This window comes from Gilliamella sp. CG25 (genome assembly GCF_046635705.1).
Classification (GTDB): domain Bacteria; phylum Pseudomonadota; class Gammaproteobacteria; order Enterobacterales; family Orbaceae; genus Gilliamella; species Gilliamella apicola_I.
Map to the genome: position 1 here is coordinate 20,750 of NZ_JBIDFJ010000016.1, position 19,928 is coordinate 40,677.

General features: G+C 33.8%; 14 protein-coding genes. 9 read left to right on the forward strand and 5 right to left on the reverse strand.

Features of this window, described 5'->3' with window-relative positions:
- Position 1 precedes the first annotated feature (1 nt).
- The gene (locus tag ACGH6P_RS10495) at positions 2-358 is read right to left on the reverse strand and encodes an ArsC family reductase (protein WP_411597431.1); all 357 of its coding nucleotides are present in this window, start codon (positions 356-358) and stop codon (positions 2-4) included.
- A 353-nt stretch (positions 359-711) separates the two neighbouring features.
- On the opposite strand from ACGH6P_RS10495, the gene ACGH6P_RS10500 reads away from it, so the two are divergent.
- From ACGH6P_RS10500 to tkt, 5 genes are all read left to right on the forward strand, one after another.
- Positions 712-954 (forward strand): ferrous iron transport protein A, encoded by a 243-nt coding sequence (locus tag ACGH6P_RS10500; RefSeq protein WP_267349646.1) that lies wholly within the window; start codon positions 712-714, stop codon positions 952-954.
- Positions 951-3,248, forward strand: a complete 2,298-nt coding sequence (gene feoB / locus ACGH6P_RS10505) for a Fe(2+) transporter permease subunit FeoB (protein WP_411597432.1) — start codon at positions 951-953, stop codon at positions 3,246-3,248. Before ACGH6P_RS10500 ends, feoB begins: the two co-directional genes overlap by 4 nt.
- 95 nt (positions 3,249-3,343) lie before the next feature.
- Positions 3,344-3,574, forward strand: a complete 231-nt coding sequence (locus ACGH6P_RS10510) for a FeoC-like transcriptional regulator (RefSeq protein WP_267349643.1) — start codon at positions 3,344-3,346, stop codon at positions 3,572-3,574.
- A gap of 360 nt (positions 3,575-3,934) precedes the next feature.
- The gene (gene tal, locus ACGH6P_RS10515; RefSeq protein ID WP_411597433.1) at positions 3,935-4,885 is read left to right on the forward strand and encodes a transaldolase; all 951 of its coding nucleotides are present in this window, start codon (positions 3,935-3,937) and stop codon (positions 4,883-4,885) included.
- A 122-nt stretch (positions 4,886-5,007) separates the two neighbouring features.
- Positions 5,008-7,014, forward strand: a complete 2,007-nt coding sequence (gene tkt, locus ACGH6P_RS10520; protein ID WP_411597434.1) for a transketolase — start codon at positions 5,008-5,010, stop codon at positions 7,012-7,014.
- Positions 7,015-7,092: 78 nt separating this feature from the next.
- On the opposite strand, the gene ACGH6P_RS10525 is transcribed toward tkt, so the two are convergent.
- The 4 genes from ACGH6P_RS10525 to ACGH6P_RS10540 form a co-directional block, all read right to left on the reverse strand.
- Positions 7,093-8,193, reverse strand: coding sequence for a phosphoethanolamine transferase (locus ACGH6P_RS10525; RefSeq protein WP_267360629.1), 1,101 nt, complete (start codon positions 8,191-8,193; stop codon positions 7,093-7,095).
- Positions 8,194-8,990: 797 nt separating this feature from the next.
- Positions 8,991-10,379: an MATE family efflux transporter gene (locus tag ACGH6P_RS10530; protein WP_267349637.1), complete on the reverse strand. Its 1,389-nt coding sequence runs from the start codon at positions 10,377-10,379 to the stop codon at positions 8,991-8,993.
- A gap of 9 nt (positions 10,380-10,388) precedes the next feature.
- Complete coding sequence (rimO, locus tag ACGH6P_RS10535; protein WP_411597435.1) at positions 10,389-11,705, reverse strand: 30S ribosomal protein S12 methylthiotransferase RimO; 1,317 nt, start codon at positions 11,703-11,705, stop codon at positions 10,389-10,391.
- 393 nt (positions 11,706-12,098) lie between these two features.
- Positions 12,099-13,028: a siderophore ABC transporter substrate-binding protein gene (locus ACGH6P_RS10540; protein WP_411597436.1), complete on the reverse strand. Its 930-nt coding sequence runs from the start codon at positions 13,026-13,028 to the stop codon at positions 12,099-12,101.
- A gap of 169 nt (positions 13,029-13,197) precedes the next feature.
- Between ACGH6P_RS10540 and ACGH6P_RS10545 the strand changes: the two genes are divergently transcribed.
- From ACGH6P_RS10545 to ACGH6P_RS10560, 4 genes are all read left to right on the forward strand, one after another.
- Positions 13,198-15,186 carry a TonB-dependent receptor domain-containing protein gene (locus ACGH6P_RS10545; protein ID WP_411597437.1) on the forward strand — a complete coding sequence of 663 codons (1,989 nt, stop codon included), beginning with the start codon at positions 13,198-13,200 and terminating at the stop codon, positions 15,184-15,186.
- Positions 15,187-15,942: 756 nt separating this feature from the next.
- Positions 15,943-17,511 carry a hypothetical protein gene (locus ACGH6P_RS10550; RefSeq protein ID WP_267349631.1) on the forward strand — a complete coding sequence of 523 codons (1,569 nt, stop codon included), beginning with the start codon at positions 15,943-15,945 and terminating at the stop codon, positions 17,509-17,511.
- Positions 17,512-18,352: 841 nt separating this feature from the next.
- Positions 18,353-18,511, forward strand: coding sequence for a hypothetical protein (locus ACGH6P_RS10555; protein WP_267360640.1), 159 nt, complete (start codon positions 18,353-18,355; stop codon positions 18,509-18,511).
- Positions 18,512-18,638: 127 nt separating this feature from the next.
- Complete coding sequence (locus ACGH6P_RS10560; RefSeq protein WP_411597438.1) at positions 18,639-19,175, forward strand: antiterminator Q family protein; 537 nt, start codon at positions 18,639-18,641, stop codon at positions 19,173-19,175.
- The last annotated feature ends 753 nt before the right edge of the window (positions 19,176-19,928 follow it).

Sequence of the window (19,928 nt, forward strand, 5' to 3'; positions counted from 1 at the left end):
TTTATTGTTGTTGTTTGAAAAATTGCGAATAACTTTCGTCTGAAAATCCGAGTAATACATGCTTACCCTTGATTAATAGCGGTCGTTTTATAATTGAAGGATTGTCCAGCATCAGTTTCATCGCAGCTTGCTCATTGTCAACGTTAGCACGTACTGATTCATCCAATTTACGCCATGTTGTACCCCGTGTATTAAGTAGGCTTTGCCAATCAACCAATTTCAAAATAGTCTGTAATTGTTCAGTTGACAGTCCATCTGTTTTGTAATTGTGAAATTGATACTTGATTTTATTTTCATCAAGCCATGTGAACGCTTTTTTCATTGTACTGCAGTTTTTAATACCGTAAATGGTTAACATAATTCTCATTCCTTAAGCAAAGTATAAAGTCAAATTATATCAGTTGTCTTACCGAATCTCTAATTTTGAATTGGATGAGTAATATAAACATTAATTAAATGAATAATCGAAAGATTAATCGCTTAAATTTAACCTTATTTAGATTCTTTTTGTTTTTCAGAGCAAAACACTTGAAAAAAACATATTAATCCTTATTTTTGACATAAATTTTATTTTTTAAAGTTACTTTTCTATTTTTTTAAATATTAAATATTAATATTGCGAATTATTCGCATTTTAAAACTATTTTTATAGGTAAATATTTTTTAAAATAAGCAGAATAAAACGTGCTAGCATAATTCACAGGAACATTAATGTCAGTATTAACATTAAATCACCTCCCTTTAGGAAATGAGGCGGTTATCTCTCGTCTATTACCTGAATCCTTACCTTTTCGTAGAAAGTTACTGGCAATGGGATTAACACCAGGCTGTAAAATTTCGATTGTTCGTGTGGCACCTTTGGGAGACCCACTTCAAATTAAAATACGTGGATTTTTTCTTTGTCTAAGGCATCGTGAAGCAGCAACCATTGAAGTAACGGAGATAAATGAGTGAAAATAGCACTGGTTGGAAATCCAAATTGTGGCAAAACAACACTGTTCAATTTACTGACAGGATTAAAACAGCGAGTCGGTAATTGGCCTGGCGTGACAGTTGAACAAAAATTAGGTTTATTTTCTTATCACCATCACCAATACGAGGTCGTAGATCTACCGGGGACTTACTCTATTGAGTCTGATGCGGTTTCAATGTCGCAAGATGAATGGATAACGCGTGAATTTGTTCTGACAGAAAAAAATAATGTCATTATTAATGTTATTGATGCCAGTAATTTACAGCGAAGCTTATATCTAACATTTCAATTGATTGATCTACAAGTACCGATGATTGTTGTACTCAATATGATTGATACGGTTAAGAATATGGGCGAAAAAATCGATCACCAACGATTATCTGTTTTACTGGGTTGTCCTGTAGTACCTATTTCATCAACCAAAAAATTAGGTATTAATTTATTTTATCAAGCAATTGAAAATAAGGCGGTCAATAAGCAAAAAGCTCAACCTTCTATAGACACGTTAGGACAATCTCAGCAAAAACTGTTGACTCGTTATATTAGTGAGTTACCAGAAGAAAGTCGTGTTCATCAACTTAATCGCTGGCAATTAATTGAAGCTTTATTAGGACACAACACAGATCAGTTTAATTCACTTGAATTAGAAAAACTTGAAATTTGTCGACAACTTATTTCGGCCTGGTGTGATAATGAAATTGATGTTGCGCTAGCAAGTGCCAGATATGAAACGATTGATCAAGTGTGTAAAAAGGTTATTGCTAAACCTCGAGAATTAAGTCCCGATATTTCAGAAAAGTTCGATAAAATTACGCTTGGACGCTTTACAGGGATACCATTTTTTTTAATTGTGATGTATGCCATGTTTATGGTGGCTATCAATTTTGGTTCGGTATTTATCGATTTTTTTGAAAAATTTTTCGGAACAATTTTTGTCAATGGAACCGCAGGTTTATTAGAATTTATTCATGCGCCCGATTGGGTTCGTGTCATATTGTCTGATGGCATAGGCAATGGGATTCAAACTGTTTCAACGTTTATTCCTGTCATTGCCGCGATGTTTTTTGCTTTATCTTTTTTAGAGGATTCCGGTTACTTGGCGCGTGCCGCAATGGTGGTTGATCGGGTTTTACGTTTTATCGGTTTACCGGGTAAAGCTTTCGTGCCCATGTTAATGGGCTTTGGCTGTGGTGTACCAGCAATTATGGGCACGCGTACATTAGAAAGTTCTCGAGATCGTATAATGGCTATCTGCATGATCCCTTTTATGTCTTGTGGGGCAAGATTACCGGTTTATGCATTATTTGCGGTTATATTTTTCCCGCTTCATGCTTCTTTCGTTGTATTTATGTTATATCTGCTTGGTATTGGTGTCGCAGTCCTGTCGGGGATGATTTTAAAAAACACGTTATTAAAAGGTGAGTTAACCCCCTTTATTATGGAGATGCCAGTTTATCGAATTCCAACCCTTCGTAGCATTTTACGCTTAACTTGGCAACGCTTGAAAAGTTTTATATTCAAAGCCGGAAAAGCGATTGTAATTATGGTGACGATTTTAAGCTTACTCAACTCTTGGGGAACAGATAATACCTTTGGACATGAAAATACTAATCAATCGGTATTATCAGTCATAAGCCAAAAAATTACACCTGTTTTTCAACCCATGGGGATCGATAACAAAAATTGGCCAGCAACAGTGGGCATTTTTACGGGAATTTTTGCAAAAGAGTCCATCATTGCGACGTTAAATTCACTTTATTCTATGGATAGTCAACCAGAAGATGATGAGCAATCGGATTGGTTTGAAGACATTAAATCGGCTTTTGCCACTATTCCAGATAATTTATTTGCTTTGTCTGAAACGATTACTGACCCTCTTGGATTGTCATCATTAAATGATGATATCGATACTTTACAAACTGATTTAGCGATCAATTCCACTGCTATTTCTAAAATTAAGACATCATTTACGTCTTCGTCAGCCGTAATAGCTTATTTAATATTCATCTTACTTTATACACCATGTACAGCAGTATTAGGGACTATTTATCGTGAAGCAGGGTGGCGTTGGATGATTTTTGTTGCAGTATGGACATTCACAATTGCTTGGTTGGTGGCGACAATCTATTATCAATTTACACAACTTGCCTATTCAAATACTGCAAGTTATTGGTTGTTCGCTTGTGGACTATTGATAACATTGATGATGTTTATTCTGCGCAAAGTGGGGAATGATTCATTCAAGAAAAATAATATTTTCAATCATAAAAAATAAAGAAAATCATCTTGTTGTGATTGATTTGCTTTTATCATTTGATTCTCTGGAGAACAAAGTAGGTAAAACCTATAAGACTAATATAGAAAATGTTAATGACCTCGATTCGTGATTATGTACAATTAAAAGGGCGCGTGGAATTGCAAGATATAGCACGTCATTTTAGATTGCCTGAAAGTGCCCTTATGCCGATACTAAACTTTTGGGTAAAGAAAAAAGTGATGCAACTCATCGTTGTAGAACAACCCGATTTTTGTCAGTCGAAAAAATGTGATAACTGTGCTGGTTGTAATTTTGCGAATAAAACGATTTATGCATGGATTTAGTCAATATTTAATATCATGCATTTTTGTTTTAGGGCTGGTCAATATAGCGTTAACGATTAGCTGAAAAATACTAGATTGATTTTTTATCGAGATATTTTTCATATTGATAAAGTGAATTTCGTGATTTAGGTCACATTAAAAAATCAATTTATAATGTAAAAATAACAAACTGATAGTAGAGATAAACAAGCTATAGTTGCTATCACAACTGTGTGAAAATTTTGCTTTTTTGTTATCTATTTCAGGTTATTGTTAAATGTATAAAAACGTTAAAATAACGAGTCGCTAAGTCGTTTTATCACTAGATAAATGCTATTATAATCTTTTAGAAAATTGAAGCTGTAGAGGATATAGAAGTATATGAGTCAATTAGATGAATTTAAAAAATTAACCGTCGTTGTTGCCGATACAGGTGATATCGATTCAATTAAACAGTTTTCACCAGAAGATGCAACCACGAATCCTTCTCTTGTATTAAAAGCCGCTCAACTTCCTCAATATCGTTATCTGATTGATTCTGCAGTTGAAACTGCAAAAAAATTAGGTGGTAGCAAAGAACAACAATTAGTTAATGCTTGTGACCAAGTTGCTGTCAATATTGGTGCGGAAATTTTGAAAATTGTACCCGGACGAATTTCGACAGAAGTGGATGCTCGTTTATCTTTTGATAAACAAGCTTGTATCGAGAAAGCCCGCCGAATTATAGAACTCTATCAACAAAAAGGTATCGATAAATCACGAATTTTGATTAAAATTGCTTCAACATGGGAAGGGATTAAAGCTGCCGAAGTTCTTGAAAAAGAGGGCATTAATTGTAATTTAACGTTACTATTTTCATTTGCACAGGCACGTGCTTGTGCTGAAGTCAATGTGTTTCTCATTTCGCCTTTTGTTGGTCGTATTTATGACTGGTATCAAGCTAAAAAACCAATTGAACCTTATATTGCCGATCAAGATCCAGGTGTGGTATCAGTACGTAATATTTATAATTACTATAAACAACATGGTTATAAAACGATAGTTATGGGGGCAAGCTTCCGTAAAGTTGAACAAATTTTAGCATTAGCCGGTTGTGACCGATTAACGATTGCGCCAAATTTATTGGCTGAAATGCAACATTCAACAGCGCCTGTTGAACAAAAACTGTATCCAAATCAAACTGTCGTTGAACGACCTGCACCGATTACCGAGTCTGAATTTAGATGGCAACATAATAGCGATGCCATGGCTGTCGAAAAATTGTCAGAAGGAATTCGTGCCTTTGCGGTGGATCAAGGTAAATTAGAAGAGATGATTGCAACACTTCTATAATAATAAAGGGGGAATCACCATTCCCCTTTCACTTTTTTTATAAAGTTAATAATATAAATCTGTTTCAAAAATACAGAAAAAATGAATTTGAATAACTTAAAATATATTTTGGAGATTAAAACATGAATGCAACGACGCTATCTCACCGCGAGCTTGCGAATGCGATAAGGGCATTAAGCATGGATGGTGTACAAAAAGCAAAATCAGGTCATCCGGGTGCGCCTATGGGTATGGCTGATATGGCGGAAGTACTTTGGCGTGGATTTTTAAAACATAACCCGAACAATCCAACTTGGGCAGATCGAGACCGTTTTGTATTATCAAATGGTCATGCTTCGATGCTAATTTATAGTTTACTACATCTTACCGGTTATAAAGTTAGCATTGATGACTTGAAAAATTTCCGTCAGTTGCATTCAATCACAGCAGGGCATCCAGAATATGGTCATGTTCCGGGCGTTGAAACCACAACCGGACCTTTAGGACAGGGCATTGCTAATGCAGTTGGTATGGCAATTGCAGAAAGAACTTTATCTGCACAATTTAATAAACCAGGTCATACTATAGTCGACCATTTTACCTATGTATTCATGGGTGATGGTTGTATGATGGAAGGGATTTCACACGAAGCTTGTTCATTGGCTGGAACACTGAAATTAGGAAAACTCATTGCATTTTATGATGAAAATGGTATTTCAATCGATGGCGAAATAGAAGGTTGGTTTACTGATGATACCGCGAAACGCTTTGAAGCTTATGGATGGCATGTTATTCGCGGTATTGATGGTCATGATGCAAATGCCATTGCTCAAGCGATTGAACAAGCACAAGCTGTGACCGATAAACCTTCTTTACTGATGTGTAAAACAGTTATAGGTTTTGGATCACCAAATAAAGCGGGCAGTCATGACAGTCACGGTGCACCACTGGGAGATGCTGAAATTGAAGCAACCCGTCAAGCACTTGGGTGGAATTACCCGCCGTTTGATATTCCGAAAGCTTATTATGAAGCGTGGGATGCGAAAACCAAAGGCAAACAAATCGAAGATGAGTGGAACACTCGCTTTGAAGCTTATGCCAAAGCATATCCAGAACTTGCAAGCGAATTTAAACGACGAATGCACGGCGATTTACCTGAAAATTGGCAACAAGTGGCTACCGATTTTGTCAATAAATTGCAAGCAAACCCTGCATCGATAGCGACGCGTAAAGCATCACAAAATGCAATTGAAGCTTTTGCACCTGTATTATCTGAGTTTCTTGGTGGCTCGGCTGACTTAGCACCAAGTAACTTAACAATGTGGTCAGGTTCAAAAGAAATTTTAGCCAATCCGGATGGTAACTATATTCACTATGGTGTACGTGAGTTTGGGATGTCTGCTATTATGAATGGTATTGCACTTCATGGCGGCTTTATTCCTTATGGGGCAACATTCTTAATGTTTATGGAATATGCACGAAATGCGGTACGCATGGCTGCCTTAATGAAGATTCGTTCACTGTTTGTTTATACCCATGACTCAATCGGACTAGGTGAAGATGGACCAACACATCAACCTGTTGAACAAATGGCAAGTTTACGGGTAACACCAAATGTCAGTACTTGGCGTCCATGTGACCAAGTTGAATCAGCCATAGCATGGCAATATGCCATTGAACGTAAAGATGGTCCAACAGCATTGATCTTCTCAAGGCAGAATCTTAAACAACAACCACGAACAGCTGAGCAATTAGCCAACGTTTATCGTGGCGGTTACATTTTAAATGATTGTGCAGGAACGCCAGAGTTGATCTTAATTGCGACGGGTTCAGAAGTCGAATTAGCAGTAGAAGCCTATCATCAATTAACAAAAGCGGGGAAAAATGTACGGGTTGTTTCAATGCCATCAACCGATGCATTTGATAAACAAGACTGCGCTTATAAAGAGTCAGTATTACCTTCTTCAGTCACTGCGCGTATTGCGATTGAAGCCGGAATTAGTGATTACTGGTATAAATATGTGGGGCTAAATGGCAAAATTGTTGGTATGACAAGTTTTGGCGAATCAGCACCTGCAGAACAGTTATTTGAAAAATTTGGTTTTACAGTTGAAAATGTGATTGCAAAAGCCAATGATTTATTGAAATAATTGTAATTCCTGTTTAAAGCGCCATTACCATTTAGATAATGGCGTTTTTTTTTGGATCTATCTTAAGATATTATGATTTTATTTGATAAAAAAAGGATTCGGATCTTTTTTTAATTTCTCATAAGGATATAACTCATTTTTCCAATCTTTAATTTTAATCTTTGTTTGGTGTGGTATATCTGTCAACTTGTTTTGCATATATTCATGTGAAACATCTAAGGTGATACCCATCCATTTACTTAACAAGTAAACAAGCTGATAACCTGAGATTTTTTTCTCAATTTTTTGTTGTGTTGTACTTTTCGAATCAAAGAAAATAAAAGGTACTTCGTAGCTATTTTGGTATTCCCAGTTATGTCTTAAATCTTGATATTGATCCAAGTGGGTAAGACCATGATCGGCAAAATAGACAAGCGAATAATCTTCATTATGTTTTTTTAGTATATCAATTGTTGATTTAATCAGGTCGTCCGTTTCTTTTATACTGCTGACATAGCAAGAAATATTTTCGTTATATAGATTGAATTGAATATCAAATTGTAATCGACGACAAAAATTGGAATGAGATCCCATAAGGTGCATGACGATCAGTCTTGGCTTAGCCTGTTTATCTGATAATATTTTATCTAATTCTGGTAATAGTAAAGTATCATGTTTTCCGTGTGATGACTTACCATTATATTCCCCTTTTTTGGTGTAGAAGTTATAGTTTGCATAAGCGGCAATGCGAGGTACGGTAATCTCAATTTTTCCGAGTTTGCCTTGATTAGAAAGCCAATAAGTTTCAAATCCTGCATCGTTAGCAATACTAACAATATTATTATTTAACTGAGCATTCACTATTTTATCGTCCGAATAAATAGCTTGGCTAATCAAATGAGGGACAGATGCTTGCGTATTCGAAGCGGGTGCGATTAAACCATCCCATATCACATTTGCATGTTGAGTGGCAAAAGGCGTATTGTCATAACTAAATCCATAGGCATTCATATAATCTTTACGGACACTTTCACCAATAATAATAAGGTAATTTTTGTGGTCTGGATTAACCGATAAAATAGGAATCGTATTTTGTTGTTCAATTTGTTTAAGTTGTGCTTCTTTCTCGGAACAATAAATTTTTCCACTGGTAAAAAGCGCTTTATAAAATTCAAAAAAAGGATATTTCACATTATCCATTAGCTCTTCAGACAGTGAATGAGAAGGGGTCGGGATAAACTTAATATACGCTTTAATCGGTTTATAGCACAATAAAATCAATGTAAAAATAATCAGGTAATAATTGTGAACAGTAGGAAATGGCAGTTTGATAAATATAAGAACAAAAGCGATTATTAGTAAAAAGGTAATCAAAAATAGATAAGTCGATATTTGCGAACAGAATTCATTTACTTCGTCCATGTCTGTTTCAAACAAAGCACTTATTACTGCTACATTAGGAGGGCCGTAATAATAAGCAATGGGAAAGTAAAGAGCAGCTATAACAAATGATAGACCAAAAAAAAATCGAAAAATGGTGAATCTGCCTAGGAAAATTAATGAAAAATAAGTAAGCAATATACGATCTATTCTTTTCGGATATCCTAATAAATACACGACTAAGACTGCAAGGCTAAGACAAATACAATGAGAAAACAAAATTTTTTTAGAGAGCTTCACAACATTATTACACTATATTAAATTTATCTACAAGGCACGTGATTATATAGTGAATTATTATTTAATCAATTTATATCGTCATTTTGTGTTTGATTCAATTTGAATTGAACTAAATGATTTTTCTATCATTTATGTACCTAATAAAAGGCGTTTAACAGCCTTAAACGAAGGAATAAAATAGCTGTTTGAGTTAAAAAATGGTTAACTGTATTGAATAGTTGTTATGGAGTAGAGGCTATTAATGATTTAACACTTATCGGTTAATTTGATAAGTGTTAAATATTAAGATGAGAAGTGGCTTACTAGCCAATAAATCGTTATTTTGATGATCGATTTAATATTATTGCTTCAGGCTGTTTTTGGATATAGATCATTCTGGCTATTAATAAAATAGCGGCGACTGCCAGACCTAAAATAATGCCAATCCAAAAACCGGCAGCCCCAATTGGCGCTATAATCAGATCGGTTAAACCTAAGATATAACCTACAGGTAATCCTACTACCCAATAAGAAAGCAATGTAATAAAGAAGATGCTTTGCGTATCCTTATAACCACGAAGCACATTGCTGGCTACAACTTGCAAATAATCAGAAGCCTGATAGATTGCTAATAAAATAATTAGGTGCATACATATCGTAATGACAGCAACTTCTTTAGTAAATAATGCAATGATTGGTGTTCGAAAGACAACCAAAATTAATGCGACAATAATTGCTATTGCCAACGAAATAGCTAAACTTATATATGCGGTATGTTTGGCAAGAGATAGCTTTTTTTGACCTAACAAATAACCAACACGAATGCTAGTAGCAACACCGAGTGAAAGAGGAATGGCAAATGTTAAACTGCTAATCGTAAATATGATTTGATGTGCCGCAACTGTAATTTTACCCAATGGGGCTATCAGTAATGCTATGACGGCAAATAAACTCATTTCGAAAAAATAAGCCAATGCCAGAGGCGTGCCTAACAGGATAACTTTTTTAATAATAGACCAATCAATAAGTTTTGTGAAAGGTGTTATACGAATATCACGTTGGCTAGTGGTGGTTAACGTATAAAGGCGAATTAAAAAAAACATTAGCCAAAATATAATCGCTGCGGTAATGCCACATCCAACTCCACCGAAAGCAGGCAAACCTAATTTTCCATAAATTAATACATAATTAATGGGAATGTTGGCAAGTAATGCAATAAAGATGATCACCATGGCTGGTTTGGTATTGGATAACCCTTCACACTGATTTCGGTAAACTAAAAATAATAAGAACGCGGGAACACCCCACATAATGGCACGTAAAAAAGAAACGGCAACTTCAACCATTTCAGGATCGATAGGATGTTCAACTGAACTTCTTAAACTAATCAGTTTATCTGAATGGTATAAAATGAACATCATTACCACTGATAAGAACAAGGCAATAACGACTCCTTGTCGAGTGTGATCAGCAACTTGATGACGTTTAGCAGCCCCATTTAAATTGGAAATAATCGGTGTTAAGACACTAAGTAAACCCTGTCCAAATAATATGGTTGGTAACCAAATTGAGACTGCAATGGCAACCCCTGATAATGCTGTGTTACTGTAGTTACCAGCCATAATGGTATCGACGAAGGTAATCGCTGTTTGCGATATTTGTGCTATCAGTACGGGTACCGAAAGGGCAATAAGTTTTTTGATTTCGTTTCGATAATGTTGTTTCATTGGATGTGTTTACTGTTTAACAGTTCCCCATAAATCATATTCATCGGAATGTTCAACTTCAACTTGAACAATATCACCAACGTGAACATTTTTTTCTTCATTTAAATAGACAACACCATCAATTTCTGGTGCATCAGCCATACTGCGTCCAATAGCGCCTTCTTCATCCACTTCATCAATAATAACCGATAAGGTTTTGCCAATTTTATTTTGTAATTTTTGGGTAGAAATTGTCTGTTGTAATTGCATAAAACGATGAAAACGTTCTTGTTTAATTTCTTCCGGAATTTGATTTGCGAGCTGATTGGCTGCTGCACCTTCAATCGGGCTATAAGGAAAACATCCCACACGATCAAGCTTAGCTTTGTTTAAAAAATCGAGTAATAATTCGAAATCTTGGTCTGTTTCCCCTGGATAACCAACAATAAACGTTGAACGTAAAGTAATATCTGGACAGATTTCTCGCCATTTATGAATTCGTTCAAGTGTTCTATCAATGGTGCCTGGGCGTTTCATTGATTTTAAAACCGAAGGACTGGCATGTTGAAGTGGTATATCCAGATACGGTAAAATTTTCCCATCCGCCATTAACGGGATCAAATTATCAACACTTGGATAAGGATACATGTAATGGAGCCTTACCCAAATGCCTAACGTTGCTAATTGTTCGCATAACGTTTGAATATCAGTTTTTAATGGCATACCATTCCAAAAGTTGGTACGATTTTTAATATCGATACCATATGCTGAAGTATCTTGAGCAATAACGAGTAACTCTTTAACGCCACTATCAGCTAATCGCTTTGCTTCATCAAGTACATTACCAATTGGTCGGCTAATCATTTCGCCACGTAGCGATGGAATAATGCAAAATGTACAGTTGTGATTACAACCTTCTGATATTTTTAAATACGCATAATGCTTAGGCGTTAATTTCACACCTTGCTGTGGTACTAAACTGGTAAACGGATTATATGCGGGTTTAGGGGCATATTTATTAACATGAGTAAGTACTGTCTCGTAGCTATGGGGGCCTGATATTTCAAGTACTTTAGGATGTACATTACGTATTTGATCTTCTTTTGCACCTAAACAGCCTGTCACGATGACCTTGCCATTTTCATTTAAAGCTTCGCCAATGGCTTCTAACGATTCTTGTACGGCGCTATCAATAAAGCCACAAGTATTGACGATAACTAAATCTGCATTTTCGTAGCTTGGTACTACTTGATAACCTTGTGTTCGTAATTCAGTTAAAATTCGCTCTGAGTCAACCAAATTTTTGGGACAACCAAGGCTCACAAATCCAATAGTAGGGGATGACATATTCATAATATTTATAATAATGCTTAATATTTAAAGAGGAATTAAATTGATAATAAAATAAATTTTATCGATTAATTAGTTGTTGTTAATTTAAAATGTCGGCATTTTAACACATTTAAGCATTGTAAATATACTGATTTTCAAATTCTTAATTAACAGAAAATGGGTTTTAAGTGGTAACGTCAGGCGAGTGTATAAAGTGGGATTTTGACCTGTTAAATTTACCATATTTGATTGAAATCATGCGAGCACAACTTAATAGATGAATATTACCTTCTCAAATTTTGTGACCTAAGAATACTTGTGGGCAGGTCGATTTAATGTGATAAATCCGTTGATTGCTAACTCATACAGCCTTTTAATTGGGCTGTATGAATTAATTTAAACAAAATGTTAATCGTTTAAAGCATTGAGCACTTCAGACACTTGACGGTCTAAACTTTCTGCTCCACCACCAGATAAGTACCAAAGATCAGGTGTCAAATAGATAACGGTGGTTTTACTTTTATTGAGAACTTTTGTATCAAAATAGTTGGCTTTCATGGCTTGTTGACCAATAGCATGACTTCGGTCAATGACAAAAATAATATCTGGCTTAACGGTTTTAATATATTTATCGTCAACAAAAGTAGGTGCTGGGCGTTCTCCATTTGTAGCTAGCTGGTTAGCTAAAAGTGGTACCGCTCTTTTGACTTTTAATACATCATGGATAAGCGCAGCACTTGAGCTATTATTAATAAGAATCATTTTTCCATTGTTGTGAATAGCGACAATGGCCTTTTTAGGGCTTGCTGAGGTCATTCTTTGAGCTTGGTTGATTTTGTTATTGAGCGAAGCAATGAGTTGAGTTGCTGTGTTTTCGGTTCCGGTAAGGCTCGCTAACAAATTGATATGATTTTTTGTTGATTCAAAATAATGTTTGCTATCAACACTTAAATTAAGCACTGGGGCAATTTTTGACAACTCATCTTTTTTATTTGCTTGACGTCCATCAATAATAATAAGATCAGGATTAGTTTGTTTAATTGCATCTATATTGGGTTCTTTCATATTACCCGTATCAACCACATCATCCCTTTTAAATTGATTCAAATAGGATGGAATGACCGATTGTGGGGTTGCCGTCACTATTGAGCCTTTACCTAAAGCATCTAATGTATCTAATGCTCCATAATTCATGACAACAATTTTTTTCGGAGATTTAGGTACGATGATCGTTTCACTATTGTTTGTGACAGTCATTGTCGATGGTGATTGACAACCGGTTAACCCCAAAACTATTAATGCAATGCTACTTAGCAGCAATTTTTTCTTTCTGTTCATAGACACCCTTTATATTAAATGTAAATAATAATTATTATCATTTAAAGTAAGTTGCTTGTCTAGCGAAAAATAATTTAATAAAAGATATTGATAATTATTATCATCTAATGTAGTGTTCATACTCATGGGTAATTATAAAATATCATTATAAATAATGGGGTTATAATAAATGAACGTTAAGCTAAAATTTAAACTGACAAATTATGTCATTAATTCAGGTTTTTTATTATTATCAAGTACAGCACTAGCCGCTGTGAATAGTTCAGATACTGATACAATGGTTGTTACCGCTTCGGGTTTTGCACAGCAAATCAAAGAAGCCCCTGCAACCATTTCTGTTATTACCTCAGAAGAAATTAGTCAAAAATCGTATCGTGATGTCACTGATGCGTTAAAAGATATTCCTGGTGTCACCATTACCGGTAGCGGTGATTCAACAGATATAAGCATTCGAGGTATGGATGCCAAATATACGATGATTTTAGTTGATGGTAAAAAAGTCAGCACCCGAGAAACGCGACCAAATAGTGACGGTTCCGGATTTGAACAAGGTTGGTTACCACCATTAACGGCGATAGAACGCATTGAGGTAGTCCGTGGTCCTATGTCATCACTGTATGGTTCTGATGCAATGGGTGGGGTAATTAATGTTATTACCAAAAAAGTGTCAGATAAATGGCATGCAGGATTACGTTTAGAATCTGTAATTCCTTATCGTTCTGAAGAAAAAAACACTTATACAGGAAGTTTTTCAGTCATGGGACCGATTGTTGATGATAGAGTTGGCATCCAACTATATGGTCAATATTCAAAACGAAATGAAGATAAATTTTTGAATGGTCATGCCCAACAAAAACTTCAAAGTCTAAATGGTAAGCTGTCTTTAAATGCAACAGATACGCAACGATTTGATTTAGATATGGGGCGTTCAATTCAAAAAAGTAAGGCAACAGCGGGTAATACCCGAGCTAAGCATAGAGGCGATTTTCCTCGTGATAATCGCCGTAATACGTATAGTTTAACTCATACTGGGCTGTTTGGTGATATTTCGACAACTTCATTTATTGCTTATGAAGGTAATAATAACCCGGAAAGAAAGATGAAAATTCGAAATACCGATCTTGATACCCGTGTAACAATTCCGCTTAATATTAATATGTTAACAGTAGGGGGAAAATATAATTACCAAGAGTTACACGATAAAGGTAATCAATTGAAGAAGACATTAACTAAAATAGATCGTTGGAATTATGCTCTATTTGCTGAAAATGAAATAAGTTTATTAGAAAATTGGAATTTAACTGTTGGATTACGTTATAACAAAGATGAAAACTATGGAAGCAACTGGAATCCAAGAGTTTATAGCGTATGGAATATTGATGATAATTTCACTCTCAAAGGCGGCTATTCAACGGGTTATGCAACACCACAATTACGGCAAGTCGTTGCTGATTGGGGACAAGTTACAGGGGGTTCCGGCACGGGTAATAAAGGAATGGTACTGGGAAATCCTAATTTAAAACCTGAAAAATCAGACAATATCGAAATTGGACTGGGCTATACTAATGATTATGGAATAGATGCTTCAGCCACGGCGTTTTATACAAAATATAAAGATAAGATTCAAACTTATTACATTTGTCAGGGACCAGCTGGAAAAGGTAAATGTAAAGTGAATGGTTACCAAGAAAAATTTGATTTTGTTCAAGGCAGAGAAAATGTCGATAAAGCCGATCTTAAAGGCGTTGAATTAACGTTTAAAACGCCATTGTTTAATGAGTTCTTGTTGACGTCAAATTATTCATGGACAAAGACAGAACAAAAAACCGGTATCAATAAAGGACGTGCATTAAACCGTACACCTAAACAAAAATTTAATATGCAATTGGATTGGTACATCAGTCATAATTGGGACTTATGGGCTAAGATGGCATACTACGGACAAGAAAACGCCAATAAGCGAATGGGTAAACAAAGTAGGTATGTCACGTATCCTGGATATACGTTCTGGGATATGGGAGCAGCGTATCAAATCAACAAGAAAGCAAAAATTTACACGGGTATTTATAACTTGTTTGATAAAGATGTTGACAATGAAGACTTTGGTAAAACCTTAGATGGACGTCGCTATTTTGTTGGAACAGAAATTAGTTTCTAGATAACATTTTTCTCATCAATTAGTCATCAAATGTATTTAATTGATGAGAATGATTATTTTTAGTCAATGGTATGATTAATAACATTTTTATCAAATCTTCTTTTTTAATCATTTTTTTAATCTTAGGTAAATTCTCATTGAAATATTTGAATTCATTTTGTACAAATTACACATTGCTTACTTATTCATAACAATCCGTTTACATATGTTTTAATAAATTGTAACTTACTTAACCTATAATTTTGATAGGAAAAATTTATTGAAGAAAATGAATTGTATAAAACCTAGATAAAACGCTTAAAAATAAATTAATATTATTCATTATGTTATTTTAAAGTGTGAACTAATGTGATTAACCTGTTTTTATGTTTGCATTATAACGAATATGTCATAAATATCGTGATTTTATATTGTTTTGATAGTGATTCTAAATTGATCGTATATTGATAGATCGATAAATCCGATCAATAATATTTTTGAAGATTATCTCTTCTTTTAAATTAAGTGGATAAATTTTTCAATTATTAAATCAATTTTATTATCTCCTCATATTGAAAATAATGTAAGGAATATAGCAGTATCTTATTATTTTTGATAGTGATTTTAAATTGATTGGGTGTTGATGGATCGATAAATCCGATCAATAATATTTAAAAGGATCACCTCTTCATTTAAATTAATTGGATGAATGTGAAGTTATTAAATCAATCTTAAGATTTGTGATTGATTTGTTATTTTGTTAATGAAGAAAACTATATGAAGCACATTATCAACCCTAATTCACGAAATTTTAGTGAATACAAACCTAACCATTTAGTCATCTCTAAATTGAATATAGGTTCGCATTTAAATTGCTTATTATCTATGCTAAAAAAAAATAGGACTGCAACTAAACTGAGTTATTTAAGTGCAGTTTTGGCTTTCATTTCAGTTAATCCTGCTAATGCAGCACTATCAACAACGACCGTCAATTCGATAAAAGGGGATAAACCTGTCTTTTTTGCAACAGAATCGATCGTTAATAAATTAGGTTTTAATTACAACGGTACTGATTACAATGAAATATCCGGTAACATCACTAGTAATACCACCAAATATTTTGATCATACGACTAACTTAAATGATTTTGTCATAAAAAGTTATTTTGTTCCTAGAACAACTATTGATGATAATAAGGGTGATTATTTTGATATTAATAATGATGCTTTTGATCCTAAGCAACCCATCAGCAACACATTAAATTACGTTTGGAAGGATAGTAATAATGTTAAAATCGATCCTGCAGATTTTAATAATATTGCTTGTAGCCATAACAAATATAAAATGCCGTTAAAATTAGAAATCACCGCGACTGATATTAAAGTTCATACTCAATTTGGCGATCCTAATGAAAGTGATCCTGTCAATTTTATTGAAACTCAATCAATGGGTGCTCAGCCTATAACAAAAACTTATCAAATAGCTATCGCTAATACTTGCTTTGCAAAACCTTATAGTCTTATCTCAGATCCACTTACTCAATGGCGTTCAGTTAAAAATGACAAATCTGAGAATGATGAAAAGTGGAATCTCACCGGAATTGGTATAAATAACATTCCTAAAAATAAACCTAATTTTGCAGTAGGTGGCGGAGTAACTGAAGATTATGTCTTCAATCAAGGATTTAAAGTGACGCCTACCTTATCTAAAAAACATTTTCCAACGACAGGTTTTGCCGGTGCGCAATTTCAGTTAGTCATGGGTGGTGTACAAAACGATTATACCTTCACGACAAATAATAGTTCTGTTACTGTTGATAAAGATGGTTTAATTACGCTTAACCAGCCTACTAAAACGGTCACTATAACGGCAACCTTAAAATCTGATGATAAAATCCATTATGATTATACATTCAGTCTTGATTTATGGCTTGAACCAAAATTACAATCTTTCCAAAATCAAAACGATGCAAGGGCTCAATGTACAGGTTCTTCAAAATTGTTGAGCCGAAAAGAATTAAATAATTCATCCGAGTTCTCGACTAAAAATTTAGATGGTGCGAAAGGTCGTATTTATAATGTGTTTACACGCGGAATTGGATATGGTGTCTTCAGTGAGTGGGGGAGATCGCTTAATCAACAGTATAATAGTTTGATTGTAACTTATCCAAAATCTAATTGGAAATTTGGTTGGTATTATACTAATGAATCTCACAACACCACTAATGACAATAATGAAGCCATTTCAGAAGCGATTCTGGTTTCAAGTCACGATGGAATGATTTCGTTTCCTAGTGCTTGGGGTATAGATGAAGCAAAAAGAGCCGTTTGCGGAACTTACTTATAATGATTATAAGGAGTATTTAACCCATTCAACAAGGATTGTTATTTAGCTAGTATTAGGGATGAATTTACACTGACTAATATTTCAAAAGTAGCGTTACCTATTAAAATGATTTTATCAAGTTTGATATGAAAATATGATAGGTAACCTCTTTATCACTTTACCTTTTTCTTCCAATAAAATGCCTATATTAAATCACAGTTATGATCAAAATGATTTTTTGTTATCTTGCTGGATTTCATCATTAACTGTATTGTTTTAACCTTTTTATAAAAATTTGAATAGTCATAATAAGGTTAAAAAAGCCCCAATATAGGGGCAAAAATGTGGACTACCACTGTCTTTCCAGTTGTCAGGTACTCAATATTGTAACTTTAAAATACGCTATCAAGTACCGTATCAAAACTGCAGTATGTTCGTACGCCTCTGCTAGCTACTTGAATCTTCTTACCCCATTAGTAACTCGTGGTCTTGCTAACTTTATGGTAAGTCAATTAGTTTTGATAAAACCAATGATAATATAAGTTATCAATTTAGTCAATACTAAAAGTTATTGTTTTTAGTTTTAGTTAAATATTAAATACCAGTGTTTTGATTGCAAATTGTACTATACATGTTGGGTCATTATTTTAGTTTTCGTAATTTTTATTAATAATTAACCGATATTTAATTAATTTTTGTTTTCTTATTGAGGCAATGTGACTCCAACTTTAATAAAGACATGTTAGAGTAAAACTTTAAACATTATAGGATTATCATTAATTATTTATAACAATAGTTATTGATTTTTATGATAACTATTGTTATTATTGGTTTGTTTAATTTTGAATAGGAAAACTTCACGATGACACCTGAACAGCAATTAGCTTTACTTGATGAAAAAATAAAAGTCGCTGAGAAACATGTTGAACAACTCTATGATTATCGCCGTCGACTCATAAATCAATATGATCTTAATAAGGGAAAATATCAAAACATTAACGTAACGCGTCCCCTTTTTTAATTAATCCTATCGATATTGTTACTAAAAAAAGAGTTTTTCAACATATGACAATAAGTTAATAGTCACAGATTAATAAATAGTTAAACATTATAAATTGGAATTATATGGAAAATATATGAGGTAAATAATGACAGCACCGTATCTGAATATTCAAAAAAATAATAAACCGACCCAATGGCTAAATAAAGTGAGTTTGAATGCTGATTATGATATTACTCAAATATTAACCCGTTGGGGTAATTGGGCTCGAAAAGAAGCTTATCAACAACGCAAAGTGTTTAGTCTATATCAATCCCAAAAAAAGGAATATAAACAGGTCTGTTTAGATAAAGACGGGTTAATAATAGATGGCATTATCTCAACGATGAAAAACAGTAAAATCGCGAAAATAAAAGAAGAAGCAAAAGTCTTAATTAAATTCTATTATGGAGACGAAATGATTGTTGACGATCATCTTTATATCGAACGAAGCAAAACACAAACATCGTCGACATTAATTATCAAACCTAAAAATTTACGTGAAATAGCGAAGGATTTAGCCTGCAGTGAAGGCAATATCCGAAAAATAAAAAGTAGTGGTGAAAGTTACATTATTGGTGCATTATCGATGCAAACGATGTTAACCGGCACTGAACTGGAGTTATTGCAACATTTAGTGTTTTAAAAAAGTGGGACAGTTAATCTTGACAACGTACGTAAATGTATGTATAATTATATCAAAATAAAGAATTGTTACTAAAGCTCGCTAAGCGGGCTTTTTTATTCTTCTTATTGCTATCTTAACTATTTAGTCAATAGTGTTAATAAATAAAATCTCTCAAAACAATAATTGAATTTATTAGCTATAACTTTTCTCATATTTCTGCCTATATTCGTGCTAAATAGATATTCATTTTATGTTAATACGATTAGTCATATTTTTAATAATTTCATCCTAATTTTATTAATATGATTATTTAACATCTGATAAATAATCAGAATTTTTGAATTTCAATTATTTTTCCCTATTGTGCCCTTATTAAAACTTATTTTATTAAGCTTAACGAATAATATTAGAATGAAATATTAGCTCAAGGGGTTGACAACGTACGCTAATGTATGTATAATTATCTCAAAATCAAGAATTGTTACTTAAGCCCGCTAAGCGGGCTTTTTTATTGCCTTTAATTTGCAATTTATTATTTAACATCCTGTTTATTCATATAAAATAATTAAATCAAAATAAATTAAATAAACTTCTTTAATATAACTCTCTTTTATTCAACCGCTTCATTGCGGTTTTTTTATGTCTACGATTTAACTATCAGTTATCACAATTCAACGGGTTCGCAGAGCAATCTCAGAAAATAATTTATACATAAGTGCTGCGTAACCCTTTCTTATTTTTAACTGCCTCAGCAGGAGGCTCACGATGAAG

Bases quoted from the DNA above. Each gene is read 5' to 3' on its own strand.
- ACGH6P_RS10525 (WP_267360629.1), bottom strand. From the start codon at position 8,193: ATGGATAATGTGAAATATCCTTTTTTTGAATTTTATAAAGCGCTTTTT.
- ACGH6P_RS10555 (WP_267360640.1), top strand. From the start codon at position 18,353: ATGACACCTGAACAGCAATTAGCTTTACTTGATGAAAAAATAAAAGTC.
- ACGH6P_RS10540 (WP_411597436.1), bottom strand. From the start codon at position 13,028: ATGAACAGAAAGAAAAAATTGCTGCTAAGTAGCATTGCATTAATAGTT.
- ACGH6P_RS10500 (WP_267349646.1), top strand. From the start codon at position 712: ATGTCAGTATTAACATTAAATCACCTCCCTTTAGGAAATGAGGCGGTT.
- tkt (WP_411597434.1), top strand. From the start codon at position 5,008: ATGAATGCAACGACGCTATCTCACCGCGAGCTTGCGAATGCGATAAGG.
- tal (WP_411597433.1), top strand. From the start codon at position 3,935: ATGAGTCAATTAGATGAATTTAAAAAATTAACCGTCGTTGTTGCCGAT.
- ACGH6P_RS10530 (WP_267349637.1), bottom strand. From the start codon at position 10,379: ATGAAACAACATTATCGAAACGAAATCAAAAAACTTATTGCCCTTTCG.
- ACGH6P_RS10510 (WP_267349643.1), top strand. From the start codon at position 3,344: ATGACCTCGATTCGTGATTATGTACAATTAAAAGGGCGCGTGGAATTG.
- ACGH6P_RS10495 (WP_411597431.1), bottom strand. From the start codon at position 358: ATGTTAACCATTTACGGTATTAAAAACTGCAGTACAATGAAAAAAGCG.
- ACGH6P_RS10545 (WP_411597437.1), top strand. From the start codon at position 13,198: ATGAACGTTAAGCTAAAATTTAAACTGACAAATTATGTCATTAATTCA.
- ACGH6P_RS10550 (WP_267349631.1), top strand. From the start codon at position 15,943: ATGAAGCACATTATCAACCCTAATTCACGAAATTTTAGTGAATACAAA.
- ACGH6P_RS10560 (WP_411597438.1), top strand. From the start codon at position 18,639: ATGACAGCACCGTATCTGAATATTCAAAAAAATAATAAACCGACCCAA.
- rimO (WP_411597435.1), bottom strand. From the start codon at position 11,705: ATGTCATCCCCTACTATTGGATTTGTGAGCCTTGGTTGTCCCAAAAAT.